Here is a 26,545-nt window from a genome sequence, read left to right as displayed (position 1 = left end):
GTAGTGAACCCCATTATGACTTCTCCTTCGACCGCTGGCTGGAGCTGAACGAATGAGATTTCAGTCGCTTCGCCGGCGCCTGCTTGCGCGTCTGACAATGCTTGCGCTGATTGCCATGCTGCTGGTCTCCATCGTCCAGGTGCTGGTGATCACGCGAGAGCAGAGGCAGGACTATGCTCTCCTGCAGAGTCAATTGACCTCTACACAGATACCGCTACTGCAAACGGCGCTGTGGGATATCGAGATCAGCGCGCTGCAAGGGCAGCTTGTTCAGATTGTGGAGCTCCCGTCGGTTGCTGCGGTGCGCTTGCATGCTGAAACCGGACTGCAGTTGCAGGCGGGTGAAGCGACCGTCGCGGGAGCTGAAGCGGACTCCGTCCTGGCTATTCATTCGCCTTCCGGTGGTGGGCGACAACTGGGTGAGTTGCAGGTGTTTTACCGTCACGATCTGATCAGTCAGCGGATAATAAACTCCGTCCTGCAGCGTGTTCTGGAATTTTCCCTGTACACCATGCTGTTGTTTTTTGTGCTGTTTCGCACGTTGCATAAGGAGGTTGGCCGACCGCTGCAGTTGATTGCCGAATATGTCGGTTCACTGAAACCCCAGAAGCGGGCGCCACGCTTGGTTCTTTCGCGGGAGCAGCGCGACTGGTATGACGAAATCGATCTGGTTGCACGCGGCTTCGATACCCTGCGGCAAGGCATGTCCCATCATGCCGAGCAGCACGAGTGTGCGATCGAAGCTCTGGCCAATGAACGCGACAATCTGGATCGACGGGTCGATGAGCGCACCGCTGAACTGGCTTACCTCAACGGTTATCTGAAACTCATTTCCGGCTCCAGTCTGAAATTGATGCACCTCGATCATGCTCAATATCCCCAGGCCATGCGCCAGAGGTTGCGTGCCCTTGGCCAATATCTGCAGCTGGATGGTGGCATGTTGCTTGATACGCATGTTCGAGGCAGCAACAAGGTCCGTGCCAGCTGGATGAAGGAAGACGATAACCACTGGCTGGACCAAGCAAGCAATATCAATCTCTGGGCGGGGCAGATGGGGTGGTCGGTATCACGGCACAATAGCAGAACCTGGCTCATCCGCTTCATCAACCCGCAGCGCAGTTTTTGCTATATCGTGCGCAGCCGCCACAGCGACTCGCAGCTCACCCCCGAGCGCGAGGAGCTGCTGCTGGGCGCGGGGCAATGGTTGTTCAGTCTGGTGCAGCATTGGGATCATGTCGTTGGTCTGGAGCAAGCGAGACAGGAATTGGTACAGCTATCACGGACCGATCCGCTGACCGGTCTGGCCAATCGGCGGCGCTTTGAAGAGCACCAGATTGGCGAGCTGCGGCGCGCGCTGCGACTGGGTTATCCCGTTAGTCTTTTGATGATCGATGTCGACTATTTCAAGGGGTTCAATGATCTCTACGGGCACGCCGCCGGCGATGAGTGCCTGAAATCACTGGCGCGGCTGCTCGATGCCAGTTTCAAACGCACCGGCGAGCTGCCAGCGCGGGTCGGTGGTGAAGAGTTTGCCGTACTGCTTCCAGGATATGATCTCGATGGCGCCGGCGAAGCGGCGGACTCATTACGCCGGGCGGTACAGGCGCTGGGCGTACATCATGAAGGGTCAATCTGGGGCAAGGTGACTGTCAGTATCGGATGTGCCAGCTGGAGCGGGCCGGGAGAAATGGAGGAGGTGATCGACGGTTTGATGAAAACCGCCGATGCCGTGCTCTATGAAGCCAAGAGGCTGGGTAGGAATCGAGTCGCGCTACGTGTTGAATCGGTACTCAGCGACGAGCAATGATCCACACCGCGTGAATGATGCCTGGCAGATAGCCGAACAGCGTCAGCAGAATGTTGAGCCAGAACGCACCGGCAAACCCGACCTGCAGAAATACCCCCAGCGGCGGCAGCAGAATGGCAATGATGATTCTGATGATGTCCATGTATGTACTCCTGAATTATCGATAACTAACGAAGCGGGTCGTCAGGTTATGTGACTACCCCAAGGCTCTATGGTTCCAGCGCCGTTTCGAGGTTCCGGCTCAGTACAGATCTCGGCGATAGCGCTGTTGCTGATGCAGTTTCATCCATTGCTCTGCCGTCAGCAGCTCCTGTAACAGGCGGTGGATCTCCCGGCCCATGCCGGCCAGACTGCCGCATACATGGATACTCGCCCCGCGGTCGACCCACTGACGCAGTTGGTCGGCTTTGGCGGCGAGGCGGTGTTGCACATACTCCGGGCGATGCTCCGCTCGAGAAAAACATCTATCCAGAAGCAACTTGCCCTGCGCGGCCCAGGAATCCAGCTCCTCGTTCAGCCATAGATCATGCTGCAGGCAGCGTTCACCGAAGATCAACCAGTTATCCCCACGACCTTGATGTTGGCGCTGCCTGAGCAAGCCGCGCAAGCCGGCCAGCCCGGTTCCGGCACCGATGAAAATCCCCGGAGCATCGCCCTCCGGCAAGTGGAACGCCGGATTGGACTGCAACCGGACATCTAACGTCGCCCCGAGCTCTGCATGGCAGCATAGCCATCCGGAGCCGTGGCCGGCGACGCCTTGCGCACTGACGACCTGACGCACAATCAACTCCAATACACCGTCTTCCGGAAGACTGGCGATGGAGTAGGTGCGCAGGGCCGAACCAATACTCAGCTGTGCCAGGTCTCCGGCCTGCCAGATCGGCATATCGGCAACGGGTGCCAGACGTATCAGCCAGGCCGGTGAGCCCGGGCTGTTGGGGTTGAGTTGCAGGCGTTCGAGTAGCCTCCATTGCTCGAACGCGCCTGATGTCTCTGCATCGTACAGCGGCACGCCGGCCCAGGTCGAAGCCTGGCGAGACCAGCTCTGGATGCTGCCTGGTTCCAACCGATTCACATCCTGACGTGGTGTGGCAGCCGTTGCGCCCGCTGCGTTGAGCCAATGCGCCAGGCGTCGACCAAAGCCGCAGAAATCAGCGTACTGATCGTCACCCAAAGCCAACATCGAATAATTAAGGCTGCTCAGGTCGGGCTCGGTACCTTCAGCCTTGCGCCAGAATGCAGCAGCGTTATCCGGTGCCTCGCCTTCGCCATAGGTGCTGATGATCAACAGTGCCCGGGAGTAACCGGCCAGCTCCTGCGGCTGAATAGTATTGAGCGGCATCAGCACGGGTGTCAGGTTGCATTGCTGGAAGGTCCGAGCAAGCCGTTCGGCAATCTCTCGGGCCGCGCCGGACTGGCTGGCGTAGGCAATAAGCCAGTCCGGCGCGGCTGCGGACTTTATTACCGCAGGGCGCCGGGATTTACCCAGGCAGATCCAGCACAGCATCAGCCAGCCACTCATGGCCAGAGCAGCCCATAGCGCACGCTTGTTGAATAACCAGTGCAGCTCCGACAGCTCCGGCATACTCATCAGGGAGCCATGACTTCAAGGGTCGCGGTATAAGTAACGCGACGCTGGGTCAGCGGCGGCTGAACACCGTCTTTCTGCACCAGTTTGGCTTCCAGCCACCAGAAACCGGCGCTCGGCCAGGTGATGGCGACCTTGCCGTCAGCTCCACTGGTCTGCTTGATGTCATTGAGCTGGTCGCGATGGCGGATGCCTCCGGGAATGATATTCACCTCTACGCCCGCGGCGGGCTTGCCATCCAGCAGGAAGATGAATTCCGCTGTTTCCGTGGCAAAAAGGTCATTGGGATGGGTCACTGGCTGCAGTTCAAGGCCACGCCCGGTGGGAGTGAACACGCTGTTGGTGGGTTGTCCGGAGGTGACGAACACCTCCATACGCGATTCCATCTGGCTGACCTGCAGCTCCTGCACATCGGCCGGTATGGCCTGACCTATATCAGCCAGATCACCCATCCAGCGGCGGTCCTCACCGTTCTCTTGATAGCGGGCGAAGTAGCGTGGGGCACCGGCTACCGCGAGTTTGTAAGTCCCTTTCTGGCTGAGCTCCACATCGAATACGCTGCGGTATTTTCCAACGTGGCCATTTTGCGCCGGTACTTCTTTACCGTCCGGGGCGGTGATGACCAGGCGGTTGGCGGCGCGGGGTCTGGCTGGCTCGCCTGGCCCGTTGGCCCGGACTGGCGACTGGCCTATACCTTCCAGTACCAGCGGATGATGCTCGAAATAGAACAGGTCATTGGCGACGGCGGCATCCACGGTGATCCAGGCATCGTCACCTGAAAGCACGGTGGTGGAGGGTAGCATCCAGGCGCGATGGGCATTGGCCGACAGCGGCAGGGTGATGGCGAGGGCAATTGCGGTCCAGCGAGTGAGTTGTTTCAGCATGATATTGTTCTGTTCCAGAATGGTTTTATTTCAATGTCGCAGCACAAGAGCGTCGACAGCGGTATCGGACGTTCAGGGGGTGAGGGTCAGGCTGATTCTGCCCAGTTCGGTTTCTCCAGTGCCCTGATGTTTGATCTGTTCGTTAATGGGCCAGCTGAAGGGGACGCGGACCAGCTCGCGGCCACCGACCTCGCGGGCTGCTTCGACCAGTAATTGATAATCCCCGGGTTGCAGCGCAGCCAGGGCAGGGTGGTCTCCAGCGAACGACAGTGAATGCTCGCCTACCGCGCGCGTGGCGCCGGAAAGCCCATCCACCGGGAGCTCCAGTGAGCGCCCGCTGCGCCGCCACCACTGACGCATGTCCTTCAGCCATTTCTCACCCTCGCTGTCTCGCAGCTTCAGGTCATACCAGACAGCCAGATCGGCGACGTGCCCCTCGGTATTCTCGATCCAGATCGCTACGTAGGGGCGGTGATATTCCGCGACTGTCAGCCGCGGCACCTCTACCGAAACGTCCAGCTGCGCCGCGCCCGAGTGCGCGACGAAAACAGCAGCCAATGGTAATAAAAGCCATTTACGCATTAACAATCCTCTTTTCAATGAATGAACAGCAAGGCAATGAGTACCGGAATCAGCAGACCCAGGGCGGTAACCGGCCAGGTGCTGGGGCGGTTGCGTGCCTGCCGACCAAGCAGCAATAGCCCGGTCAGCGTGAAGAGCACACAGACTCCGGCAAAGATATCGATGAACCAACTCCACGCTGCGCCACTGTGGCGGCCCTTGTGCAGGTCGTTGGCATAGGCAATCCAGCCTCTGTCGGTGGCTTCGAAAAACACCTCGCCGGAGTGCAGGTCCAGAGTCAGCCAGGCATCGCCGCCGGGCTTGGGCATCCCCACGTAGACCTCAGCATCCGACCATTCCGCGGCATGCTCATCGAAGCGGACCGCCAGCATGCTCTCCAGCCAATGGTGCAGTGGGGCAGGGAGCTGCTGCTGCTCTGCAGCCACTGCCAGCAGGGGCGCGAGCTCCTCCGGCAGTTGCAATTTCAGCGTGCGGACATCGGGTTGCGCCTCGATACTGCCGGCATGATTCAAGGTGATGCCGGTGACGGCGAACAGCAGCATTGCGGCCAGGCACAGGGCGGAACTGATCCAGTGCCATTGACGCAATGTGCCGATCAGCAGGTATTTCATTGCCTTCTCTTGTTTACGGGGGTTATCAGAAACGGTAGTTGGCCGACAGCCACAAGCTGCGTGCTTTTTCCGTCACGTTGTAATCGTTCGAGCAGGACCAGGTGTCGTGATTGCCCAGATCATCGAAGGTCGGTTCACAGTTACGCCCCGCCATGTCCTTGTCCAACAGGTTGTTGACGCGACCATGCAGCGTCAGATCGTTGCTGGCCTGAAAGCGCATGCCCAGGTGGTAGATGTCGTAGGATTTGTAATACAGCTTGCGGGTAACCGGGGTCGGACCTGCGCTGACGGCGGTGCCGCGGTAGCGCTCGTCCCGCAGTTCGGCGATCAAGGCTACATTCAGACGCGGCAGTACGTCCCAGCTGAGCGTGCCGTTGAGCATGTGCTCGGGCGTGTTGACCAGAGGCAAGCCCTTTTGCGCGCCGCTTTTCTGCTCGCTGTCGGTATAGGTGTAGTTACCGCTGAGGCTGAGTGTGGGAATAATCTCCCAGCGTGCCGCCAGTTCGATGCCCTTGGTCTGCGCCTTGTCCACGTTGGTGCTCTGGCTGAAGCTGTCATATCCCAGTTCAGCCCAACCAGGACCGACGTCCACGCAGCCCGAACTGAGGTATTTCACACCGCTGGCGTTGTAGCAGTTGGGGATGGCATCGGCGCGCGCGATCTTGTCCTTGAACTCGTTGAAGAACAGCGTCGCGTTGGCATTGAAGTTGGTCAGATTGTCGTAGTACGCCGCAATCTCGTAGTTGGTGCTGGTTTCCGGCTGCAGATCCGGTGAGCCAGCCATCGGATTTACGCCCTGGCCGCCAAAGCCAACGATGCCCGGGAACAGCTGGTTTGGTTTCGGGGTCTTGTAGCCCGTGCTGACGCCGCCCTTCAGCGTCCAGTTATCCGTGGTCCGCCAGGTGAGATAGCCGCGGGGGCTGACTTCGGCACCGAAGATGTTGTGGTCATCGTAGCGGGCGCCGTAGGTGAAGGTCAGCTTCTCGGTGAGGTCCCAGTTATCTTCGGCAAACAGCGCCCACTGTTTATGATCCTGAGTCGCGCCGGACTGATAGGCGGAGCCATCCATGCCGAACACACCATCCTCCATCTCGGCGAGAAAATACTGACCGCCCAGGGTGAAGTGGTGACTACCAATGGAGCTCGACAGTTTGGTATCGAAGATGGTGTTGCGGATCTCCAGTTCGCGGCGGTTGCGCGGCAGGAAGGTGTTTTCCAGCTCTGCGCGCAACTCATCGGTGAGTTCGGGTGTACCGACGCCCTGGTCTGCGGAGGCCTGATTCCAGATATCCTGCAGGGCGCCTCGTTCCTGCACGGTCAGCGGCAAAGAGCGCCCGAGGTTACTGCTGGTGCTGCGCGTCAGACTGGTATCGCTGGTGCCGAAGCTCCAGCGGCCAGTGTGAGCCAGTACGAACTGCTCGCGCTCGACACGCTGATTTTCCGCATAGCCGACCCGAGGCTGGATGATGCCGCCACGGGCACGCCACAAACTATCCACTGAATCCAGCGTGCCGGTCTGGCCTTCGGTATTGTCGTAGCGCTGCTTGGCGATATCGTATTCGAACTGGAAATCGTGATCTTCCAGTGGGGTCAGGTTCAGGGTGAAGCCGGCATTCCAGTTCTTCGCAGCAACGATCTTCTTGTCGCCGAAGCTGCCGCCATCCTCGAACAGCGAGCCGTCGCCATTGATCAGTGTGCCTACGCTATATCCCGGATCGCTCTGCTCACGGTCATACAGACTGGCGCGTAACCCCAGGCCGAGCAGCCCTTCGATCAATGGCCCGCTGGCGAACAGATCGGTTTTCTTGTCATCCCCGAACTGGGAGTTTTCCTGGATGCTCAGCGCGTGGCTGATCGACCCACCCCAGTTATCCTGCACCTTGCGTGTGATGATATTGATCACACCACCCATGGCGTCGGCACCGTACAGGGTGGACATCGGCCCACGAATCACCTCGATACGTTCAATGGCATCCATCGAAGGCATGTACATGAACTGGCTGTTACCGAAGTTGTTCGGCCCGATATCGCCGATATCGCTCTGCCTGCGCCCGTCGATCAGAACAAGGGTGTAATCCTTGGGCAAGCCACGCATGGTGATGCTGATATTGCCGTTCTTGTCCAGATCCGCACCCACGTCAACGCCTTCGACATCGCGCAGGGCATCTGCCAGTCCGGCATAGGGTTTGCTCTGAAGCTGTTCACGACTGATGACGCTGATACTGGCAGGCGCATCGGCGATCTTCTGCTCGAAGCCGGTAGCCGATACTACGGTGACGTCCGGTAGCTGTACCGCGTCCTGATTGGCTAACGCAACGCTGGCTGCAAGCAATGCAGCGCCACCGGTGAAGTAGGAGGGAAGGCTGGTTCTGATCGACATCTGTTGCTGCTCCTTGATCCTTGCCCGAAGGGCTTCTGATGTGATCATCATGCTAAACGGAATCATTATCATTATTGGTTGTGCGCGGAAGTATAAGGAGCCAAGAGCGAAAGGGCTATCGTTTTTTGCGTATAAACAGGAATATTTCTCGTTTATCACGAGGAAAGCGGGAAGGGAGGAGGGAGAGGAAACGGGAGAAATGAAAACGCCCGCCGAAGCGGGCGTCTGCCGAAGCAGGTCAGACTCGTTTAGAAGTCGACGGTAGCGGACAGCCAGAGGCGGCGGCCTTCCTGAATAGTGCCGCTGGTGCCGCGTGTTATATGGGCATAATTCGAAGACCACTGAGTATCACCGGCGCTATCGACATAGGTGGTTCCTTCAAGAAAGTCCTTGTCGAACAGGTTGTAGATAGTGGCTGTCAGAGTAACGTTGTCTGAGGCGCGGTATGCGCCGCCTAGATGGAACAGTTCATAGGCATCCATGTCGCCCACCTGGCGCTCGATTGCCTGGTCATCCGCATTCAAGTTCGCATAGCGTTGGGTGAAGCGGGTCCGCTCCCCACGGTATTCCCCACGCAGCCACATGGAAAGACGCTCAGTTGCATGCCAGTTGAGCTTGGCATTGAGCAAATGCTCTGGTGTGTTATTCAGACGCTCGCCTTTGTCCGGTCCGCTTTTCTGCTCGCTGTCGCTGTAGGTGTAGTTCCCGCTCAAGGTCCAGCGGGGGGCAAACATCCAGCTTGCGGCCAGTTCCAGCCCCTGGGTTTCGGCCTTGCCGATGTTGGTCAACTGTGAGTAGTCGCCATCGGAAATGGTCGGGTGGCCGGTGACGGTAATATCATTGCCATCCGAAATTTTGTCCTTGAATTTGTTATGAAACACAGTGGCATTGGCATTGAAGCCGGTCAGGTTGTCATAGTAAACGCCGAACTCGGTATTGGTGCTTTCTTCCGGATCAAGATCAGGGCTGCCGATAGTGATGGTCGTGCCTTGGCCGGTGATACCGTTGATTCCATCATGCAGGTCGTTCAGGTCAGGCGTTCTATAGCCCTTGCTGACGCCCCCTTTCAGAGTCCAGTTATCATTGGTGTTCCAAACCAGGTAAGCACGAGGGGTGAAGTGACCACCGAAGGCTTCGTGGTCTTCATACCGGCCACCCAGCGTCAGAGCCAGGTCATGGCGCATACGCCATTCGTTTTCCGCAAACAGTGCCCAGGAGTCTTGCTCGAAATACTCGCCGGCAATCCCGTCGGTCATTTCAGAGTCGCGGTATTGGCCACCAATGGTGAATAGATTGGCTTCACCGAGGGGCGCTACCAGCTTGGAGTCGAGTATCAGGTCGGTTGTTTCCAGCTCACGATCATTGCCGCCGATAATTGACGGGAAGCCCGCGTAAGGAACGCCAATATCGCCAGGGATGGTGCGGCCAAGAGTCTCAGTAGTACTATGCGTAACACTACTATTCAGATTACCAAAGCTCAGATGAGCATTGTGGCCCAAGGCATACTGTTCACGCTCAAAGCGCAGCTGGTCAGAATACCCATTAGCCGTACCAGGATTACCCTGACAGTTTCTATCCCTGCCATCCAATGTACCCAGCTGACATTCATCATTCTCGTAAACCTGACGGCCACGTTCGAAATCAAGATAGAAGTCGTGGTTGGCAACCGGAGTCAGATTCAGACGGCCACCGATAGTGTAATTGCGACCTTCAACCGGAGAAGCACCGCGCTTGCTGACCTCTGAGTCGTTGTCGAACATCAGATCGGATTCTTCTCGATTGTAGAGGCTGCCACGTACCGCCAAGCCGAGCAGTCCGTCCACCAGCGGGCCGCTGGTATAGAAACTGGTTTTGCTGGCATCACCGTAATCGCGATTTTCCTGGAAGGTGTGATCAAGGCTTACAGTTCCACTCCATTCATCACCGACCTTTTTTGTAATGATGTTGACTACACCGCCCAGGGCATCTGAACCATAGAGAGTGGACATCGGGCCACGGATGACCTCGATGCGCTCAATGGCGGACATTGGCGGAATGAAGCTGGTTGAGGTTTCACCAAAACCATTAGGAGCGATGTTGCCCGGTGCGTTCTGCCGGCGGCCGTCGATCAGAATCAGCGTGTGCTGACTTTCCATGCCACGAATACTGATATTGAGGCCACCGGTCTTTCCGGTGCTCTGATTGGTGTCGATGCCTTCCACATTTTCCAGCACCTGAGCCAAGTTGCTGTACCGATTCTGCTGCAAATCTTCCTGACTGATCACACTGATGCTGGCCGGCGCTTCGGTGATCTTCTGCTCGAAGCCCGAGGCGGTCACGACGGTGTCGGACAGGCGGATGGTCTCTTCATTGGCCAGCGCAACGCTGCTTGCCAAGAGGCCAAGACTGCCGACAAGGGCATAGTGTGCTGCAAAGGCAGGACGGTTCGACAACATCAGAAACTCCTTTCGGATGGATGAGAGACAATAGAGTATGTCTACCAACAAGATTGATAATGATTATCAGACGCTGGCAATATTACATCTCAATTTGTAAATTTCAACCGGCAAATGTAAATGTTTCGAAAGGAGAGATACCGAAGGATAAGGGGAGCGACGCTGTCTGGGCACGCCCAGCTCCGCCGGCTCCCCGGGGGAGAGAGAAAGCAGTAGCGGGTTATTTCAGGCGGCGTTCGATGCCCATGTGTACCAGGATTTTGGCGGAGATCTCCTCGACCGAGAAATGCGTCGAGTTGATGTGTGGGATGTTTTCCCGGCGGAACAGGTTTTCGACTTCGCGAATCTCGAACTCGCACTGGGCGAAGCTGGCATAGCGACTGTTGGGGCGGCGTTCGTTGCGGATGCTGGCCAGTCTATCGGCATCAATGGTCAGACCAAACAGCTTTTGCTTGTAGGGCTTCAGCGCGGCGGGCAGCTGCAGGCTTTCCATGTCGTCATCGGTCAGCGGGTAGTTCGCAGCGCGTATTCCATATTGCAGCGCCATATAGAGGCAGGAGGGCGTTTTGCCGCAGCGGGAGACGCCGACCAGAATGATGTCCGCTTCCTTATAGTGATGGGTGCGGGCGCCGTCATCGTTATCCATGGCAAAATGCACGGAGTCGATGCGGTCCTGATAGTTGCTGTTATGCTGAATTGAATGGGATTTGCCTACCGAATAGGATGACCCGGCGCCCAATTCCTGCTCCAGTGGCGCGAGAAAGGTGGAGAAGATGTCGATCATGTAGCCTTTGGATCGGGCCAGCTCCTGATGGATGTCCCGGTTGACCACGGTTTCAAAAATGATCGGCGGATGACCATCCGTCTCGGCAGCAGCATCGATTTGTTGTACCATGTCCCGCGCTTTTTCCACGGTATCCACGTAAGGCCGCAGCAGTTTGCTGAATTGGATATTTTCGAATTGCGAGAGCAGACTCTGGCCAAGCGTCTCGGCAGTGATGCCTGTACCATCGGAAATGAAAAAAGCAGTGCGTTTCATGCGCGAAGCCTTAAGATATCGGAATTTACCGGGGACAGCGGTCCTGAGCCCCCAGAATTGAGCGTCAAAGTGGCATTGTGGCGTATTTGTGACTTGCAGACCAGACGGCAAAGCCCGCGCTGCTAACCTATTCATTGATTGACGGAGAGATCACCTTGCTAGAGTACGTAGTGTCCTTTGAGCAACTGGGTGTTGGAGATGTTGAGCGCGTTGGCGGCAAGAATGCCTCGCTCGGTGAAATGATCAGCAATCTGGCCGGTGCCGGTGTATCCGTACCGGGTGGCTTTGCTACTACTGCTGATGCCTACCGCGACTTTCTCGAACAAAGTGGTCTCAATGACCGTATCAATGCCGCACTGGACACGCTTGACGTGGACGATGTGAACGCCCTGGCTCGCACCGGTGCGCAGATACGTGAATGGATCATGGACGCCGAGTTCCCTGCGGCTCTGGATCAAGCCATTCGTGGCGCCTTTGCCGAGCTTTCAGCCGGCAACGAAAACCTGGCGGTAGCCGTACGTTCTTCCGCTACCGCCGAAGATCTGCCCGATGCCTCTTTTGCCGGTCAGCAGGAAACCTTCCTGAATATCCGTGGCGTGGATAACGTCATCCGCGCGGCCAAGGAAGTATTCGCTTCGCTGTTCAATGACCGCGCCATTTCCTACCGCGTTCACCAGGGTTTTGATCACAAGCTGGTTGCTCTGTCGGTCGGTGTACAGCGCATGGTGCGCTCCGAGACCGGCACCGCTGGTGTGATGTTCACGCTGGATACCGAATCCGGTTTCCGTGATGTGGTATTCATCACCGGTGCCTACGGTTTGGGTGAAACCGTTGTGCAGGGTGCGGTCAACCCTGACGAGTTCTATGTGCACAAGCCCACTCTGGAAGCGGGTCGCCCATCGATTCTGCGCCGTAACCTGGGCAGCAAGGCGCTGAAGATGATCTACGGCGAGGAAGCTTCCGCCGGTCGTTCGATCAAGACCGTGGACGTGGACGCTGCCGAACGGGCGCGTTTCTGCCTGTCTGATGAAGAAGTGGTCAATCTGGCCCGTCAGGCGGTGATCATCGAGAAACACTATGGCTGCCCGATGGATATCGAGTGGGCCAAGGACGGTGACGACCAGCAGCTGTACATTGTTCAGGCGCGCCCTGAAACCGTGAAGAGCCGCAGCAACGTCAACGTCATGGAGCGTTACCTGCTGAAAGAAAAAGGCACCGTGCTGGTTGAAGGCCGCGCAATCGGTCAGCGTATCGGCGCAGGTCCAGTCAAGATTATTCGCGACGCATCCGAGATGGACAAGGTCCAGCCGGGCGACGTACTGGTTTCCGACATGACCGACCCTGATTGGGAGCCGGTAATGAAGCGCGCCAGCGCCATCGTCACCAACCGCGGTGGTCGTACCTGTCATGCGGCGATCATTGCACGCGAACTGGGTATTCCTGCGGTGGTGGGTTGCGGCAATGCCACCAGCGAGCTGAGCGACGGCCAGGAAGTAACGGTTTCCTGCGCCGAAGGTGACGCTGGCATGATCTACGCCGGCCGTCTGTCCTTTGATATTCGCACCAACAGCGTCGACGCCATGCCGCCGCTGCCGTTCAAGATCATGATGAACGTCGGCAACCCGGATCGCGCCTTCGACTTCGCCAACCTGCCCAATGAAGGTGTTGGCCTGGCGCGCCTGGAATTCATCATCAATCGCATGATTGGTGTGCATCCCAAGGCACTGCTGAACTTCGACAGCCTGCCTGCAGAAGTCAAGGACAGCGTGGAAAAGCGCATCGCCGGCTACAGCGACCCGGTCGGCTTCTATGTCGATAAGCTGGTAGAAGGCGTCAGCACCCTGGCTGCAGCCTTCTGGCCGAAGAAAGTCATCGTGCGCCTGTCCGATTTCAAGTCGAATGAATACGCCAACCTGATCGGCGGACGTCTGTACGAGCCTGAAGAAGAAAACCCCATGCTCGGCTTCCGCGGCGCTTCGCGTTACATCAGCGAAGCATTCCGTGATTGCTTCGAACTCGAATGCCGCGCGATGAAGCGGGTGCGCGATGAGATGGGGCTGACCAACGTCGAAATCATGGTGCCCTTCGTGCGCACCGTCGGTGAAGCCCAGCAGGTGGTCGAGCTGCTGGCCGAGAACGGTCTCAAGCGCGGCGAGAATGGCCTGCGCCTGATCATGATGTGCGAGCTGCCGGCCAACGCGCTGTTGGCTGATGAGTTCCTGGAGCATTTCGATGGTTTCTCCATCGGCTCCAATGACCTGACCCAGCTGACACTGGGGCTGGATCGGGACTCCGGCATCATCGCTCACCTGTTCGACGAACGTAATCCAGCGGTCAAGAAGTTGCTGGCCAATGCCATCGCCGCCTGCCGCAAGGCTGACAAGTACATTGGTATTTGTGGTCAGGGTCCATCGGACCATCCGGACCTGGCGCGCTGGTTGATGGAGCAGGGCATCGAGAGCGTATCGCTCAACCCCGACTCGGTGATGGATACCTGGTTCTTCCTTGCGGAAAACAACAGCTGATCAGTACAGGAGCAGAAATCATGCACTATGTAACGCCGGATCTGTGTGATGCCTATCCCGACGTCGACGTTGTCGAGCCCATGTTCGGCAACTTCGGTGGCCATGATTCATTTGGTGGCGAGATCGTCACGGTAAAATGTTTCGAAGACAACTCGGTAGTCAAAGAGCTGGTTGACGAAGATGGCACCGGCAAGGTCATGGTGGTTGATGGCGGTGGTTCCCTGCGCCGCGCTCTGCTCGGTGACATGCTGGCGGAAAAGGCCGCACGCAATGGTTGGGAAGGCATCATCATCTACGGCTGTGTGCGTGATGTCGACGTGCTGATTCAGACTGCATTGGGAATTCAGGCATTGGCCAGTCACCCAATGAAAACCGACAAGCGCGGTATTGGTGATCGTAATGTTGCAGTCACGTTCGCTGGTGTGACCTTCCGCCCGGGCGAATACGTATATGCCGACAATAACGGTATTATCGTTTCGCCCGTTGCATTGCAGATGCCCGAGTAAGTTCTACTCCGGGTGTTTCAATGAATACATCGGCCGGGTGGCATCACCCGGCCGATGTGCGTCTGTATTCACTGATTCGGAGATAGCCATGGACGATCCCTTTGAGCAACATCTGCGCAGCCTGATGCAAAAGGATGCTGCCGGGCAGCCATCCGGTGAGGACGACAAGCGGTTGGAGCGTGTCCTGCATCGAGCACATGTGCGCACCGGTTTGTTTGATCTGCTCAGTCTGTTCGCACGTTGGGGCTGGGTCATCGGCGAGGGCGGTGCACGGGGGCTGCGACAAGCCCGCACCATGCGCCGCGAGCAGCGCGGTCCTTCTTCCACTGATCTGAATTAATAGCGAGCCTATCCCATGGAACAAGAAACCTGGAGCCAGAGTTTTGTGGCTGCGATGACTGCTTTGTGGACCAAAGTAGCCTCCTTCATACCCGACCTGATAACGGCACTGATCATTGTCTTGCTCGGCTTTGTCATCGCCCGAATTATCGATGCGGTTCTGAGTAAGGGATTGGCCAAGCTCGGGCTTGATCGGCTGATGGCCGGAGCGGGGGTGACCAAGATGCTCGGACGGATCGGCATCGCCTCACCGGTCTCGGCAGTCATCGGCAAGATCGTCTACTGGTTCATCATTCTCACCTTTGTGGTGTCCGCCGCCGAGACCCTTGGCCTGGCGCGGGTATCATCGACGCTGGATGCCTTTACTCTTTACTTGCCCAAGGTGTTCGGTGCTGCGCTCATCCTGCTGGCCGGGCTGCTGCTGTCACACCTGGTCGCTGGTGTGGTACGTGGTACCGTCGAAAGTATCGGCGCTGATTACGCCGGCGGCATAAGCCGGCTGGTGCAGGGCCTGCTGGTCATTATCACGGTGTCGCTGGCCATCGGACAGTTACAGATCGAGACGCAGTTGCTCAACACCGTCATTGCCATCGTGCTGGTGTCCTTCGGCGCAGCCGCGGCATTGGCCATGGGGTTGGGCAGCCGGGAAACCGTCAGTCAGATCATTGCCGGTGTCTATCTGCGCGAACTGTATGAAGTGGGTGACAGAATCCGGGTCGAGGATGCTGAGGGTGTGATTGAGGAAATCGGCACCGTTAAAACCACACTCATGGATGATGAGGGGCGGCTTATTTCCGTAGCCAACCGTACTCTGATCGATAAACCGGTGTCGCGCTGATTGCGGCACGGCCCAGCCAACTGAGTGATAACCCGTTTTGACTGAGACTTCAGCATCACGCAGCCGCAGCCAATTATCCGAGATGACGGATGAAGAGCTGGTATCGCGCGCCAATCGTGAACTTTTTCACACTACCGTTGCCTATGAGGAGCTGATGCGAAGATATCAACGCACACTCTTCAATGTATGTGCTCGATATCTTGGCAACGAAAGGGATGCTGATGATGTATGTCAGGAGGTAATGCTGAAGGTGCTGAACGGGCTCAAGCACTTTGAGGGTAAGGCCAAGTTCAAGACATGGCTATATAGTATTACTTACAATGAGTGCATCACTCAGTATCGAAAAGAGAAGCGGAAACGACGGTTGTACGATGCGCTGAGCCTGGATGGCCAAGAGGAAGCCCAGGAACCTGAAAGTCCAGCTGTAGACAGTAAGGGCCTTGACCATTGGCTCGTGCATGTAAATCAGGTGGATCGGGAGATTCTGGTATTACGCTTCGTGGCCGAGCTGGAGTTTCAGGAAATATCCGACATCATGAACATGGGCTTGAGTGCTACGAAGATGCGATACAAGCGTGCACTGGAAAAGCTGAAAAGGCATATAAACAACCCCTTTTAGTTCAGGATTTTCTTGCGATGCTCCAGTCTCTGCTATACTCCTTCCGAGTTTTGCGCAAAACCAAACGTCCGAATGGATTTAACGGGGATTCAAAATGAAATTGAAAAACACAGTAGGTATCGTTGTAGGTGCTGCTATAGCAGCCTCTGGTGTGCCGGTCATGGCTCAGAGCGCTGGTTCGGTTGAAGTCGAGGCTTTTGCCAAGCGTTACTTCACCGATAGCCGCCACAACCTGAGCGACGGTACACTGGTCGGTGGTAGCCTTGGTTATTTCGTCACCGACGACGTACTGTTGAATATCGGCCTGGGTACGTATAAGAGCCTGGAAGTCGATGGCGGCCCGAACGATGGCGAAGACATCGATGGCAAGCTGGCCCACGTTGAAGCCGTTTACCACTTCGGCGAAGGTGCACTGCGTCCCTACGTTTCCGGTGGTTTTGCCCATCAGGAGCTGGAGCAGATCGGTACCAGCCAAGACGACCGCACCACCATGGCGGTGGCTGGTTTCGGTATCAAGAACTACCTGAACGAAAACTTCTTCGTCAAGGCAGGTGTTGATGCGCTGTACGGTCTGGACCATGGCAACACTGAATGGCAGGCTGGCGTTGGCGTAGGTCTGAACTTTGGTGGCGCTGCTCCGGTTGTTGCCCAGGCTGAGCCTGCACCAGCTCCGGCCCCGGCTCCTGAACCGGCTCCGGAAATGCAGTCTGTTCGCGTTGAGCTGGACGTCAAGTTCGACTTCGACCGCGACACTATTCGTCCAGAGTTCCGTCAGGACATCCAGAGCCTGGCTGAGTTCATGAAGACCTACCCATCGGTAACCACTACCGTTGAAGGTCATACTGACTCCGTCGGTACTGATGCGTACAACAAGGATCTGTCCGAGCGCCGCGCCAACTCGGTTCGCGAAGCACTGATCGCCGAAGGCGTTGAGTCCTCCCGCGTGAACGCTGCCGGTCACGGTGAATCTAATCCGATCGCTGACAACAGCACTGATGACGGCCGCGCCATGAACCGTCGTGTTGAAGCAGAAGTTGAAACAGAAGTTGAAGTTCGTTAATCGATCTTCGGCAATAAAAAACCCGGTCAATTGACCGGGTTTTTTTATCGCTCAGTTTCTTCTCGCTATCAATCTTCAATCTGATTGACACCGGGAAAGCGCAATCGGAAATCTTCAGGCATGAGTGTCACCCGCGCCGCGAGGAAGTTATAGAATACGAAACCGGACTTCGCCAAGGCAACCAACTCTCCGTCCTGCGCCTTGGTGATACGGAAGATGATATCCCCGCCATATCTGTTCAAGTCCATCAGGCCAACTTCGAAGGTCAATGCTTCGCGGGCGAAGGCTTCTCTGCGATAGGTGGTGGCCAGGTCGGTAACGATGATGCCGACATCATTGACGCTGACTTCTTCTATGCCGAACTGATACAGGAAGCGTGCTCGCGCTTCCGAAATCATCGACACCATGGAGTCGTTGGCCAGATGCTTACCGGAGTTGATATCGGTGATGCGGACGGTCAGTTGAGTGGTGAAGTAGAACTGATCTTCCGGAAATTCCAGATGTAAACGTGCCATTCTCTAAAACCTGCTGCTGCATGAGGCGCCGCCACGAGATATAACATGGCCGGCAATGGAGCGCGCATTGTACGCGACTTCGCCGTTCGCCGCTCAAGACCTATACGGAAAAGGCCACCCGGAGGTGGCCTTTTCATCAACACCCGGGCCGAGGCCCGCGAGTCAGTTCGATCAGAACTGGTTCATGGTGTTGTCTTTACCGCCAGCTTTCAGTGCAGCTTCGCCAGCGAAGTACTCTTTATGGTTATCACCAAGATCGGAGCCAGCCATGTTCTGGTGCTTGACGCAGGCGATACCCTGACGGATCTCCTGACGCTGAACACCTTTCACGTAGGCCAGCATGCCTTCCTTGTCGAAGTACCCTTTTGCCAGGTTGTCGGTAGACAGTGCGGCAGTGTGGTAAGTCGGCAAGGTGATCAGGTGGTGGAAGATACCGGCTTCACGGGCTGCATCAGCCTGGAAGGTGCGGATCTTCTCGTCAGCCAGCTGGGCCAGTTCAGTCTCGTCGTACTCGATGCTCATCAGGCCGGCACGGTCGTAGGCGGAAACATCCTTGCCTTCTTCAACCATGGCGTCGAATACCTGCTGACGGAAGTTCAGCGTCCAGTTGAAGGACGGGCTGTTGTTGTAAACCAGCTTGGCATTCGGAACCACTTCGCGGATACGGTTGACCATCTCGGCGATCTGGCCAACGTGCGGCTTCTCGGTTTCGATCCACAGCAGGTCGGCGCCGTGTTGCAGGGAAGTGATGCAATCCAGCACAACGCGGTCGATGCCGGTGTCCTTGCGGAACTGGAACAGACCGGAAGCCAGGCGCTTGGGCTTGAGCAGCTTGCCGTTGGCCTTGATGACCACGTCACCGTTCTCGATGGCGTCGGCATTCTCGATGTAATCACCATCCAGGAAACCGTTATACAGGTCGCCCAGGTCACCTGGCTCGTTGGTGACAGCGATCTGCTTGGTCAGGCCAGCGCCCAGGGAGTCGGTACGGGCAACGATAACACCGTCGTCCACGCCCAGCTCGAGGAACGCGTAGCGAACAGCGTTGATCTTGGCCAGGAAGTCGGAATGCGGAACTGTTACCTTGCCGTCCTGGTGACCGCACTGCTTCTCATCAGAAACCTGGTTCTCGATCTGGATGCAGCATGCACCCGCTTCGATCATCTGCTTGGCCAGCAGGTAGGTAGCTTCGGCGTTACCGAAACCGGCATCGATATCGGCGATGATCGGCACAACGTGAGTTTCGAAGTTGTCGACCTGAGCCTGGATTTCTTCTGCCTTGGCAGTGTTGCCTGCAGCGCGTGCTTCGTCCAGAGCAGTGAACAGCAGATCCAGTTCGCGGGCATCAGCCTGGCGCAGGAAGGTGTAGAGCTCTTCGATCAGGCCGGAAACGGCGGTCTTCTCGTGCATGGACTGGTCGGGCAGGGGGCCGAACTCGGAGCGCAGGGCAGCAACCATCCAGCCGGACAGGTACAGGTAGCGTTTGTTGGTGGTTTTCAGGTGCTTCTTGATGGAGATCAGCTTCTGTTGGCCGATGAAACCGTGCCAGCAGCCCAGAGACTGAGTGTAAACAGACGAATCGGCGTCGTATTCAGCCATATCCTTGCGCATGATAGCAGCGGTGTACTTGGCGATATCCAGACCGGTCTGGAAGCGGTTCTGTGCACGCATGCGTGCCACGGATTCCGGGTTGATGGCGTTCCAGCCGTTACCGGCGGTTTCTTTGAGCGCGGCAACTGCTTTGATATCGTTCTGATATGCTGACATGGTCAATCCTTCAAAGTTTGCGTTTGGTTCTGACGTTAGTCGACCCCGAACCCACCAGCCAGAGCCTGGGTTGCGGCACTCCGCAGTGCGTCGAAACAGTGACTGAATTGAAGAATGACATGAAGATAGGAGAGTGACGAACAGTCGATGAGCTGGTTGGCGCACTTTGCCCAAGCTGATTGGCTCGGCAGAACATGCAACCACTTCCGGGTCATGCAAGCTGCTACGTTTAAATCGCTTCCCCGTCCCTCAGGACAACTTCGTTCCAGTCGCAACCTCGTCGAACTGCCTTGTGGGCTGTTAAGACACAGATGCTGCCTTAGGTTCAGGCAAACATCCGGAGACCCTGTTAAGGGGCTCTGGCTAGCGGGAGCGGGGCAATAATGCAGTTTAAGAAAACAGAAGTCAATGTCATTGTAGTGAAATTAATAAAACACTACAAAACTCCAACAAAGCCTAATCGAGGCGCTCAATCATCAAGCGAACGCTCTGTTGTTGTGAGCTGCGGGTGGTAGTGCGCCTGCCTATGTCTCGTCTGCGCTGGCTTTCAGTATCATCGAAGCCACCGATGGTGACCCACTCACCCAAGCGCGCGGTGACGACGGTGTCGGTTCGTTGCACATCGATCACATCATTCCCGGCGGGATGCATCCGATCATTATTGGCGCTCAGGCTGATGGTTGCGACGTCGCCGCTCAGGCGTACGGTGGCATAGAAGCCGGAGGTCACATCATGGTATTCGGTCTGATTGACCACTTGGCCGTAGATATTGGTTGAGGTGCTGGTCAGAGGAACCCGTTGACCTGTCTGGATCAGCACGGGATAGCCTTCGTTGGCAGTGATCACCCGCGCGCCATCACTCGCGCCGCGGGTTTCGCGGCGGATGATACGGGCCTGGTTGTTGCCACGGGCGTGGCCGACGACGATATCGCCGGAGCCGGTCTCCAGGCGTCCGTCCAAACGATAACCACTCTGGGTGCCAAGCGCGCTGCCGGCGTTGCTGACCGTGATACGCAATTTTGCCGGCTGGCGATCAAGATCCGCAAGCAATACGCGAATCTCCTGCAGCCGCTCTGGTTCGGCACGGATGATCAACTGATTGCCGTAGGCGGAAACGCGTTCGTCAGCGCGGAGCATGGGCTGTATTACCGGCACCATGTCTTCTGCCATGCTGTAGCCCAGAGGAATGACTTCGGTTCTCGGCGCTGCAGCGAGCTGGAGAGAACAGATGGCAAGCGCGAGAGTGACAAGCGTTGCCAGCATGGTTCGCAGGTTCATGGCGCGATCTCCTCGTTACCGAACCTGAGTTTAGCATCTGAAGTGACCTGTGCGCGGGCGGCTGTCTTCGCGCCAGGGCAGCAGGTGTCAGCTGGGGTCGGAGGTTGCTGGCTCCCAGCTCATGTCCTGATGGGGAATGCCGGCCTCGGGATAGACATTCGAGCAGGTGACGAAGCCCAGTTGGCTATAGAAGCCGAGGGCATGCGTTTGCGCTGAAAGCTGCAGGCGCGCCATACCCTGTTGCCGGGCGTAGGCCATGACGGCGCGCATCAACTGCTGGCCCAGGCCCTTGCTGCGGGCCTGGGAGAGAAGGGCGACGCGGCCGATGTGCCCATCCGGTAGCAAACGGGCGGTGCCGACCGGTGCGTGCTCAACAGTCAGCAGAAAGTGCGTCGCGCGCGCGTCTTCTGCGTCCCATTCCAACTCCGGCGGCACATGTTGCTCGTCGATGAATACCGTCTGGCGGATGTCACGCAGCGCGTTGGTACTGCGCCACTCCGCCACACGGATGTCGACTTCATTCATCGTTACCTTCCAGCAGCAGGTCACCCTTGGCTAGCAACTGCTGTAACAACTGCATGGCTTCGGCATCCTGACGCCAATCCTGCAATTGATCTGCGTCCAGGTATTCCCGATTGCAGATCAGTTGCACCAGTGGTCGCAGACGGGTTGGTAGCAGGCAATGTTCGCCGCAGGCAAACAGCATCAGGTATTGGTCCTGCTCCTGGCGCCAAGCCAGCCGGGCGCTGGCATTGCGTATCAGGCCAAATCCATTATCCAGTGCTTCGGTCAGCACTTCCTCGTCAGGCTCCTGCGCTTCAATCAGCTCCGGATAGCGGGGCTCGGTCATGAAGCGTCCGAGCCAGGTGCCTAGCGCCTCTTTGTCGTGCACCAGCTCGAGAATGAGATTCTGCAGCCGCTCAACAGTCTGCTCGTCGATTTGTGCGGGGTCGTCAGGGGTACTCATTCCAGCATCGCTGTAACGTTGCTGATCGCCCAGATACTGACCGAGAAAATCACTGAAATGGGCAAGCACTTCGGCATGGCTGGGGGCACGGAAGCCGATCGAATAGGTCATGCAGTCATCTTCGGCGATGCCGTAATGGGCCAGGCCTGGAGGCAGATAGAGCATGTCGCCGGGCCTCAGAACCCACTCTTCCTGCTGCTCGAAATCACGGAGAATGCGCAGGTCCGGATGTTCCTGCAGGGGGCTATCAGGATTGCAGGGTTGGCCGACCTTCCAACGCCGTTGGCCGTGACCCTGCAACAGGAACACATCGTAGTTGTCGTAATGTGGGCCGACGCTGCCGCCCGGCGCGGCATAGCTGACCATCACATCGTCAACTCGCCAGTTGGGTAAGAAGCGAAACGCCTGCAGCAACTCGGCGACCTCAGGCACGAACTGGTCCACCGCTTGTACCAGTAGCGTCCAGTCCTTTTCCGGCAGGGTCTTGTAGGTGTCTTCGTCGAAAGGGCCATGGCGCAGTTCCCACGGCGTCGCACCCTGTTCCAGGACAATGCGTGATTCCACTTCGCCTTCCAGCGACAGGCCGGCAAGCTCATCTGGCGTCAATGGGTTTTCGAAGTCTGGAAACGCCTGGCGGATCAGCAGCGGCTTTTTCTGCCAGTAATCCCGGAGAAATACATCGGCGGACATGCCGCCTGGCAGGGTGGTGACGGAGAAGGGCATGATGGCCTCGGAATGAAAATGCTACAGAAGGGACAGCAAGGGGCAAACAGACCCGCGCCCGGCAGGAAGCCGAGCGCGGATCGCAGATCAGATGCGGCGAGCCTGGGCCACTGCATTGCCGATGTAGGTGGCGGGCGTCAGTGCCTTGAGTTCCAGTTTGGCTGCGTCAGGGATCTCCAGCTCATCAACGAAGGTTTGCAGCGCCTGAGGGGTGATGCCCTTGCCGCGAGTCAGCTCCTTGAGCTTCTCATAGGCATCCGGCACGGCGTAGCGGCGCATGACCGTCTGAACCGGCTCGGCGAGGACTTCCCAGCAGTTGTCCAGCTCTTCAGCAATTCGTTGAACATTCAGCTCCAACTTACTGATTCCTTTAAGGCTCGCCTCATAAGCAATGATGCTGTGAGCGAAACCAACGCCCAGGTTACGCAGCACGGTGGAGTCGGTCAGGTCACGCTGCCAGCGGGAGATCGGCAGCTTGCTGGCAAGGTGCTGGAGGATCGCATTGGCGATACCCAGGTTGCCCTCGGAGTTCTCGAAGTCGATCGGGTTGACCTTGTGCGGCATGGTCGAGGAACCGATTTCACCGGCGATGGTTTTCTGCTTGAAATAACCCAGCGAGATATAACCCCAGATGTCCCGGTCGAAATCGATAAGAATGGTGTTGAAGCGTGCTACCGCATCATACAGTTCGGCGATGTAATCATGCGGCTCGATCTGCGTGGTATAAGGGTTGAAGGTCAGCCCCAGGGTTTCCTCGATGAAGTGACGCGCGTTCGCCTCCCAGTCGAGCTGCGAGTAGGCGGACAGGTGGGCGTTGTAGTTGCCTACCGCGCCATTGATCTTGCCCAGCAGCGGGATACCTTCGACCTGCGTGATCTGGCGTTCCAGGCGATAGACGACGTTGGCCATTTCCTTGCCCAGCGTCGTGGGGGAGGCCGGCTGACCGTGGGTGCGCGACAGCATAGGCACATCAGCAAAGTCCACCGCCAGAGCACGAATCGCATCGGCGAGACGGCGCATCAGCGGCAGCACCACTTCGTCGCGACCAGTGCGCAGCATCAGCGCGTGGGACAGGTTGTTGATGTCTTCAGAGGTGCAGGCGAAATGGATGAACTCATTGACTGCCTGCAGCTCGGGCAGGCCAGCCACCTGCTCCTTGAGCAGGTATTCCACCGCTTTTACATCATGGTTGGTGGTTTTCTCGATTTCCTTGATGCGCTCGGCGTGGCTCAGCTGGAAATCATCAACCAGACGATCAAGCAGTGCGTTGGCCTGCTCGGAAAAAGGTCCGATCTCAGGAATACCGGGATGAGCAGCCAGGCACTGCAACCAGCGAACCTCAACCTGTACACGGAAACGGATCAGGCCATATTCGCTGAAAATGTCGCGCAGGCTGGCGGTTTTGCTGCCGTAACGGCCATCAACGGGTGAAACGGCGGTCAGGGAGGAAAGTTGCATAGGAAATTCTCATAAAAGGCTGGCTGAAAGCCGCAAATCATACACCATCCTGAGAGGCTTTGGTCTGCCCGGCCAGCGTGGCGATGTTATACCGGACCGTCAGCTATTCAGGATTGTTCGGGTCGCTTCAAGCAGCTTGCCCCGGGAAAACAGCAGCTGCCAGCGATGCCCGCCCAGTTGCCGCCACAAACGCGCGGAGCGGATGCCGGCAAGCAGCAGGGCGCGGATGCGGTTGGCGGTGTCTGGCTGCTGCAGATGACGCATGTCACCATGCACCTGGATGCGCAGGCGCAGCGTGCTCAAGGTGTCCTGGTAGGCACTCCCCAGCGAAGCCATGACATTCTCATGCAGCAATCCGAAATGACCGATCTGCTGCTGTGCGCGATCCAACCGCTGACCCAGTACGGCCAGCATGTCGTCGCGCTTGGCCAATTGCCGTTCAAGCGCTATGAGATTCATCGCATAGCGCAGCGCGTCCCGCTGCAGAGCTGCAGTATCGCGATCGAGCATGGAGCCAACGGCTTGCAGTCCGCCGCGAATCTGGTGGTGAGAGCCGCCGTAAACACCGAGGGTGTCATCCGGTGAACGCTCGAAGATGCTTTGTATCAGACAGCCGACAGGGCCTTCGCTGTATTGACCGCTGCGGGCCAGCTTGTCGACCTGCAGTGCCGCTTCGAATATCCCGCCCAGCGCCAACACCTGTTCTTCTGTAAGCGTCATGCGGCGCCCTCTTCAAAGGCGGGAATCGCCTGTTCGATAACGCCACCGCCCAAGCACACTTCGTCCTGATACAGCACCACGGACTGACCGGGCGTCACCGCCCTCTGAGGTTCATCGAAGCGGATCAGATAGCCGTCTGCTGCGGGCTCGATGGTGCAGGCTTGGTCGGCTTGGCGATAGCGCACCTTGGCCGTCAGTCGCATGGGTTCGGTAATCTCGACGGGATTGACCCAATATATTCCGGAGCAGCGCAATGCACTGGAAAACAGCCAGGGATGTTCATTGCCCTGACCGACAATCAATACATTACGTTCCAGGTTCTTGCGCAGCACATACCAGGGATCGTCATTTGCCCCTTGCAGGCCACCAATCCCCAAGCCCTGACGCTGACCGATGGTGTGGTACATCAGGCCGTGGTGGCGGCCGATGACCTGGCCGTCGGTGGTTTCGATATCGCCGGGCTGGGCGGGTAAGTATTGCTTGAGAAAGTCACTGAAACGCCGCTCACCGATAAAACAGATACCGGTGGAATCCTTCTTGCGCGCTGTGGCCAGTTGGTACTTCTCGGCGATACGACGGACCTCAGGCTTCTCCAGTTCACCGACGGGAAACAGTGTGCGGGCAATCTGCTCGCCGCCGACGGCATGCAGGAAGTAGCTCTGGTCCTTGTTGGTATCCACACCGCGCAGCAGCAGTGTCTGACCAGCGCGATCGGCGCGGCGGGTGTAGTGTCCGGTGGCGATCAGATCTGCGCCCAGCATCAGAGCGTAGTCGAGAAACGCCTTGAACTTGATTTCCCGGTTACAGAGGATATCGGGGTTCGGGGTGCGGCCAGCCTTGTATTCTTCCAGGAAGTGTTCAAACACATTATCCCAATACTCGGCGGCAAAGTTCGCCGTATGCAGCTTGATGCCCAGCCGATCACTCACCGCCTGCGCGTCCGCCAGATCGTCCATGGCGGTGCAGTATTCGGTGCCGTCGTCCTCATCCCAGTTCTTCATGAACAAACCTTCCACTTGATAGCCTTGTTCAAGGAGAAGAGCTGCAGAGACGGAGGAGTCGACCCCGCCGGACATGCCGACGATAACCCGGGTCTGGCTGGGTGTTTTGGCTTGAATATTCATCTCAACGAATCAGATCCAGTGGATACCGCGGTTTATTCAGGTAATCGAAAATACACTCCAGCACCATCGGGCTGCGCAACTCGGCCCGTCTGGCCTCGATCTCATCGAGTGTCAGCCAGTGGGCACAGAGGATGCCTTCATCCAGCGTCAGGTCTGGCTGATGCGCCACCGGCAGTGCGGTAAAGCAGGTGCGCTGATAGGTGACGCCGTTCTCGCCGCGAAACAGATAAACGCCGGTAAGCCCGGTTATCTCAACTGTCCAGGCGGTTTCTTCCAGCGTTTCGCGCCGGGCGGCTTCTATAAGACTTTCGTCGGCTTCCAAATGCCCGGCAGGCTGATTGAATACGACACGGCCGTGGCTGACTTCCTCAACCATGAGAAACCGCCCTTGATCTTCAACGATGGTGGCGACGGTAACGTGGGGTAAAAAGCGCATGAAGGACTCCTGATTCAGGCCCGATAGGTTACCGTAAACGGCGGGCCTGGTGAATGCCTCGTTGGTCTATTGCGACTGGGGCTGGATTTGGAGTAGAAAAAGACTAGGATGGCAGGAGCCGCCATAAGCTGTGACGCAGAAGGCTGTAGTGCAAATGTAGTCTCACTACAAAACCTTCCGGTCATCTCCGGTAGACGGCCCTCGATAGGCAGTTTTCTGCGGTGGAAAGCCAGACACAGATAGAAAGTACGTGACTTTATGTAGGAAAACTACAACAATGCGGTCCACCAGAACCGTATTCTTCCGATCCGGGTCAATCATCCGGATCTTCACTGACAACGACA

At 57.3% G+C, this 26,545-nt stretch carries 24 protein-coding genes; 7 read left to right on the top strand and 17 right to left on the bottom strand.

Features of this window, described 5'->3' with window-relative positions; genetic code table 11:
* The first annotated feature begins 52 nt into the window (after nt 1-52).
* Nucleotides 53-1,807, top strand: a complete 1,755-nt coding sequence (locus BLU11_RS08285; RefSeq protein ID WP_090272898.1) for a GGDEF domain-containing protein — start codon at nt 53-55, stop codon at nt 1,805-1,807.
* Here the strand turns inward: BLU11_RS08285 and BLU11_RS08280 are convergent.
* From BLU11_RS08280 to ppsR, 8 genes are all read right to left on the bottom strand, one after another.
* Nucleotides 1,791-1,949 carry a YqaE/Pmp3 family membrane protein gene (locus BLU11_RS08280; protein ID WP_044499643.1) on the bottom strand — a complete coding sequence of 53 codons (159 nt, stop codon included), beginning with the start codon at nt 1,947-1,949 and terminating at the stop codon, nt 1,791-1,793. The genes BLU11_RS08285 and BLU11_RS08280 overlap by 17 nt on opposite strands.
* A gap of 99 nt (nt 1,950-2,048) precedes the next feature.
* A complete protein-coding gene (locus BLU11_RS08275) occupies nt 2,049-3,398 on the bottom strand; it encodes a sulfite reductase subunit alpha (protein WP_090272897.1) in 1,350 nt (449 codons plus the stop codon).
* Nucleotides 3,398-4,279 (bottom strand): DUF4198 domain-containing protein, encoded by an 882-nt coding sequence (locus tag BLU11_RS08270; protein WP_456237240.1) that lies wholly within the window; start codon nt 4,277-4,279, stop codon nt 3,398-3,400. The genes BLU11_RS08275 and BLU11_RS08270 overlap by 1 nt, the downstream gene beginning before the upstream one ends.
* Nucleotides 4,280-4,351: 72 nt before the next feature.
* On the bottom strand, nt 4,352-4,861 hold the full coding sequence (locus BLU11_RS08265; RefSeq protein WP_090272896.1) for a DUF2271 domain-containing protein: 510 nt from the start codon (nt 4,859-4,861) through the stop codon (nt 4,352-4,354).
* Between the two features lie 14 nt (nt 4,862-4,875).
* Nucleotides 4,876-5,472, bottom strand: a complete 597-nt coding sequence (locus BLU11_RS08260) for a PepSY-associated TM helix domain-containing protein (RefSeq protein ID WP_090272895.1) — start codon at nt 5,470-5,472, stop codon at nt 4,876-4,878.
* A gap of 25 nt (nt 5,473-5,497) precedes the next feature.
* Nucleotides 5,498-7,852 carry a TonB-dependent receptor domain-containing protein gene (locus BLU11_RS08255; protein WP_090272894.1) on the bottom strand — a complete coding sequence of 785 codons (2,355 nt, stop codon included), beginning with the start codon at nt 7,850-7,852 and terminating at the stop codon, nt 5,498-5,500.
* 248 nt (nt 7,853-8,100) lie between these two features.
* Nucleotides 8,101-10,287, bottom strand: coding sequence for a TonB-dependent receptor domain-containing protein (locus BLU11_RS08250; protein WP_090272893.1), 2,187 nt, complete (start codon nt 10,285-10,287; stop codon nt 8,101-8,103).
* Between the two features lie 220 nt (nt 10,288-10,507).
* Nucleotides 10,508-11,326: a posphoenolpyruvate synthetase regulatory kinase/phosphorylase PpsR gene (gene ppsR, locus BLU11_RS08245; RefSeq protein ID WP_090272892.1), complete on the bottom strand. Its 819-nt coding sequence runs from the start codon at nt 11,324-11,326 to the stop codon at nt 10,508-10,510.
* Between the two features lie 155 nt (nt 11,327-11,481).
* Between ppsR and ppsA the strand changes: the two genes are divergently transcribed.
* The 6 genes from ppsA to BLU11_RS08215 all read left to right on the top strand — a co-directional run bounded on the left by ppsA (nt 11,482) and on the right by BLU11_RS08215 (nt 17,213).
* Entirely contained in the window at nt 11,482-13,851 is a 2,370-nt protein-coding gene (ppsA, locus tag BLU11_RS08240; protein WP_090272891.1) for a phosphoenolpyruvate synthase, read from the top strand.
* A 20-nt stretch (nt 13,852-13,871) separates the two neighbouring features.
* On the top strand, nt 13,872-14,357 hold the full coding sequence (gene rraA, locus BLU11_RS08235; RefSeq protein ID WP_090272890.1) for a ribonuclease E activity regulator RraA: 486 nt from the start codon (nt 13,872-13,874) through the stop codon (nt 14,355-14,357).
* A gap of 88 nt (nt 14,358-14,445) precedes the next feature.
* On the top strand, nt 14,446-14,697 hold the full coding sequence (locus BLU11_RS08230) for a hypothetical protein (RefSeq protein WP_090272889.1): 252 nt from the start codon (nt 14,446-14,448) through the stop codon (nt 14,695-14,697).
* A gap of 15 nt (nt 14,698-14,712) precedes the next feature.
* Nucleotides 14,713-15,534, top strand: a complete 822-nt coding sequence (locus tag BLU11_RS08225) for a mechanosensitive ion channel family protein (protein ID WP_090272888.1) — start codon at nt 14,713-14,715, stop codon at nt 15,532-15,534.
* 37 nt (nt 15,535-15,571) lie between these two features.
* On the top strand, nt 15,572-16,153 hold the full coding sequence (gene sigX, locus BLU11_RS08220) for an RNA polymerase sigma factor SigX (protein ID WP_090272887.1): 582 nt from the start codon (nt 15,572-15,574) through the stop codon (nt 16,151-16,153).
* A 94-nt stretch (nt 16,154-16,247) separates the two neighbouring features.
* The gene (locus BLU11_RS08215; protein WP_090272886.1) at nt 16,248-17,213 is read left to right on the top strand and encodes an OmpA family protein; all 966 of its coding nucleotides are present in this window, start codon (nt 16,248-16,250) and stop codon (nt 17,211-17,213) included.
* A gap of 68 nt (nt 17,214-17,281) precedes the next feature.
* Here BLU11_RS08215 and BLU11_RS08210 read toward each other — a convergent pair whose 3' ends face one another.
* From BLU11_RS08210 to BLU11_RS08170, 9 genes are all read right to left on the bottom strand, one after another.
* Nucleotides 17,282-17,728: a thioesterase family protein gene (locus tag BLU11_RS08210; RefSeq protein ID WP_090272885.1), complete on the bottom strand. Its 447-nt coding sequence runs from the start codon at nt 17,726-17,728 to the stop codon at nt 17,282-17,284.
* Nucleotides 17,729-17,899: 171 nt separating this feature from the next.
* Nucleotides 17,900-19,495, bottom strand: a complete 1,596-nt coding sequence (locus tag BLU11_RS08205; RefSeq protein WP_090272884.1) for an isocitrate lyase — start codon at nt 19,493-19,495, stop codon at nt 17,900-17,902.
* Nucleotides 19,496-19,951: 456 nt separating this feature from the next.
* Nucleotides 19,952-20,773: a secretin N-terminal domain-containing protein gene (locus tag BLU11_RS08200; RefSeq protein ID WP_090272883.1), complete on the bottom strand. Its 822-nt coding sequence runs from the start codon at nt 20,771-20,773 to the stop codon at nt 19,952-19,954.
* 87 nt (nt 20,774-20,860) lie between these two features.
* On the bottom strand, nt 20,861-21,298 hold the full coding sequence (locus BLU11_RS08195) for a GNAT family N-acetyltransferase (protein ID WP_090272882.1): 438 nt from the start codon (nt 21,296-21,298) through the stop codon (nt 20,861-20,863).
* Entirely contained in the window at nt 21,291-22,463 is a 1,173-nt protein-coding gene (locus tag BLU11_RS08190) for a ribosomal protein uL16 3-hydroxylase (RefSeq protein WP_090272881.1), read from the bottom strand. The genes BLU11_RS08195 and BLU11_RS08190 overlap by 8 nt, the downstream gene beginning before the upstream one ends.
* A gap of 87 nt (nt 22,464-22,550) precedes the next feature.
* Nucleotides 22,551-23,921, bottom strand: a complete 1,371-nt coding sequence (gene purB, locus BLU11_RS08185) for an adenylosuccinate lyase (RefSeq protein ID WP_090272880.1) — start codon at nt 23,919-23,921, stop codon at nt 22,551-22,553.
* 99 nt (nt 23,922-24,020) lie between these two features.
* Nucleotides 24,021-24,641, bottom strand: coding sequence for a high frequency lysogenization protein HflD (gene hflD, locus BLU11_RS08180; RefSeq protein ID WP_090272879.1), 621 nt, complete (start codon nt 24,639-24,641; stop codon nt 24,021-24,023).
* A complete protein-coding gene (gene mnmA, locus BLU11_RS08175) occupies nt 24,638-25,765 on the bottom strand; it encodes a tRNA 2-thiouridine(34) synthase MnmA (protein WP_090272878.1) in 1,128 nt (375 codons plus the stop codon). Before mnmA ends, hflD begins: the two co-directional genes overlap by 4 nt.
* 1 nt (nt 25,766) lies before the next feature.
* Nucleotides 25,767-26,201 carry an NUDIX hydrolase gene (locus BLU11_RS08170; RefSeq protein ID WP_090272877.1) on the bottom strand — a complete coding sequence of 145 codons (435 nt, stop codon included), beginning with the start codon at nt 26,199-26,201 and terminating at the stop codon, nt 25,767-25,769.
* Nucleotides 26,202-26,545 lie beyond the last annotated feature (344 nt).

It is taken from the genome of Halopseudomonas litoralis (genome assembly GCF_900105005.1).
Lineage (GTDB): Bacteria > Pseudomonadota > Gammaproteobacteria > Pseudomonadales > Pseudomonadaceae > Halopseudomonas > Halopseudomonas litoralis.
This window is presented reverse-complemented; position numbering and strand designations above follow the sequence as displayed.

What these genes read in the sequence shown, in the direction of transcription:
- purB (WP_090272880.1), bottom strand. Translation starts at nt 23,921, where the DNA reads ATGCAACTTTCCTCCCTGACCGCCGTTTCACCCGTTGATGGCCGTTAC.
- hflD (WP_090272879.1), bottom strand. Translation starts at nt 24,641, where the DNA reads ATGACGCTTACAGAAGAACAGGTGTTGGCGCTGGGCGGGATATTCGAA.
- BLU11_RS08260 (WP_090272895.1), bottom strand. Translation starts at nt 5,472, where the DNA reads ATGAAATACCTGCTGATCGGCACATTGCGTCAATGGCACTGGATCAGT.
- ppsR (WP_090272892.1), bottom strand. Translation starts at nt 11,326, where the DNA reads ATGAAACGCACTGCTTTTTTCATTTCCGATGGTACAGGCATCACTGCC.
- BLU11_RS08200 (WP_090272883.1), bottom strand. Translation starts at nt 20,773, where the DNA reads ATGAACCTGCGAACCATGCTGGCAACGCTTGTCACTCTCGCGCTTGCC.
- BLU11_RS08170 (WP_090272877.1), bottom strand. Translation starts at nt 26,201, where the DNA reads ATGCGCTTTTTACCCCACGTTACCGTCGCCACCATCGTTGAAGATCAA.
- BLU11_RS08215 (WP_090272886.1), top strand. Translation starts at nt 16,248, where the DNA reads ATGAAATTGAAAAACACAGTAGGTATCGTTGTAGGTGCTGCTATAGCA.
- BLU11_RS08280 (WP_044499643.1), bottom strand. Translation starts at nt 1,949, where the DNA reads ATGGACATCATCAGAATCATCATTGCCATTCTGCTGCCGCCGCTGGGG.
- mnmA (WP_090272878.1), bottom strand. Translation starts at nt 25,765, where the DNA reads ATGAATATTCAAGCCAAAACACCCAGCCAGACCCGGGTTATCGTCGGC.
- BLU11_RS08225 (WP_090272888.1), top strand. Translation starts at nt 14,713, where the DNA reads ATGGAACAAGAAACCTGGAGCCAGAGTTTTGTGGCTGCGATGACTGCT.
- BLU11_RS08195 (WP_090272882.1), bottom strand. Translation starts at nt 21,298, where the DNA reads ATGAATGAAGTCGACATCCGTGTGGCGGAGTGGCGCAGTACCAACGCG.
- BLU11_RS08275 (WP_090272897.1), bottom strand. Translation starts at nt 3,398, where the DNA reads ATGAGTATGCCGGAGCTGTCGGAGCTGCACTGGTTATTCAACAAGCGT.
- BLU11_RS08250 (WP_090272893.1), bottom strand. Translation starts at nt 10,287, where the DNA reads ATGTTGTCGAACCGTCCTGCCTTTGCAGCACACTATGCCCTTGTCGGC.
- BLU11_RS08190 (WP_090272881.1), bottom strand. Translation starts at nt 22,463, where the DNA reads ATGCCCTTCTCCGTCACCACCCTGCCAGGCGGCATGTCCGCCGATGTA.
- BLU11_RS08265 (WP_090272896.1), bottom strand. Translation starts at nt 4,861, where the DNA reads ATGCGTAAATGGCTTTTATTACCATTGGCTGCTGTTTTCGTCGCGCAC.
- BLU11_RS08285 (WP_090272898.1), top strand. Translation starts at nt 53, where the DNA reads ATGAGATTTCAGTCGCTTCGCCGGCGCCTGCTTGCGCGTCTGACAATG.
- BLU11_RS08205 (WP_090272884.1), bottom strand. Translation starts at nt 19,495, where the DNA reads ATGTCAGCATATCAGAACGATATCAAAGCAGTTGCCGCGCTCAAAGAA.
- BLU11_RS08210 (WP_090272885.1), bottom strand. Translation starts at nt 17,728, where the DNA reads ATGGCACGTTTACATCTGGAATTTCCGGAAGATCAGTTCTACTTCACC.
- BLU11_RS08255 (WP_090272894.1), bottom strand. Translation starts at nt 7,852, where the DNA reads ATGTCGATCAGAACCAGCCTTCCCTCCTACTTCACCGGTGGCGCTGCA.
- BLU11_RS08270 (WP_456237240.1), bottom strand. Translation starts at nt 4,279, where the DNA reads ATGCTGAAACAACTCACTCGCTGGACCGCAATTGCCCTCGCCATCACC.
- BLU11_RS08230 (WP_090272889.1), top strand. Translation starts at nt 14,446, where the DNA reads ATGGACGATCCCTTTGAGCAACATCTGCGCAGCCTGATGCAAAAGGAT.
- rraA (WP_090272890.1), top strand. Translation starts at nt 13,872, where the DNA reads ATGCACTATGTAACGCCGGATCTGTGTGATGCCTATCCCGACGTCGAC.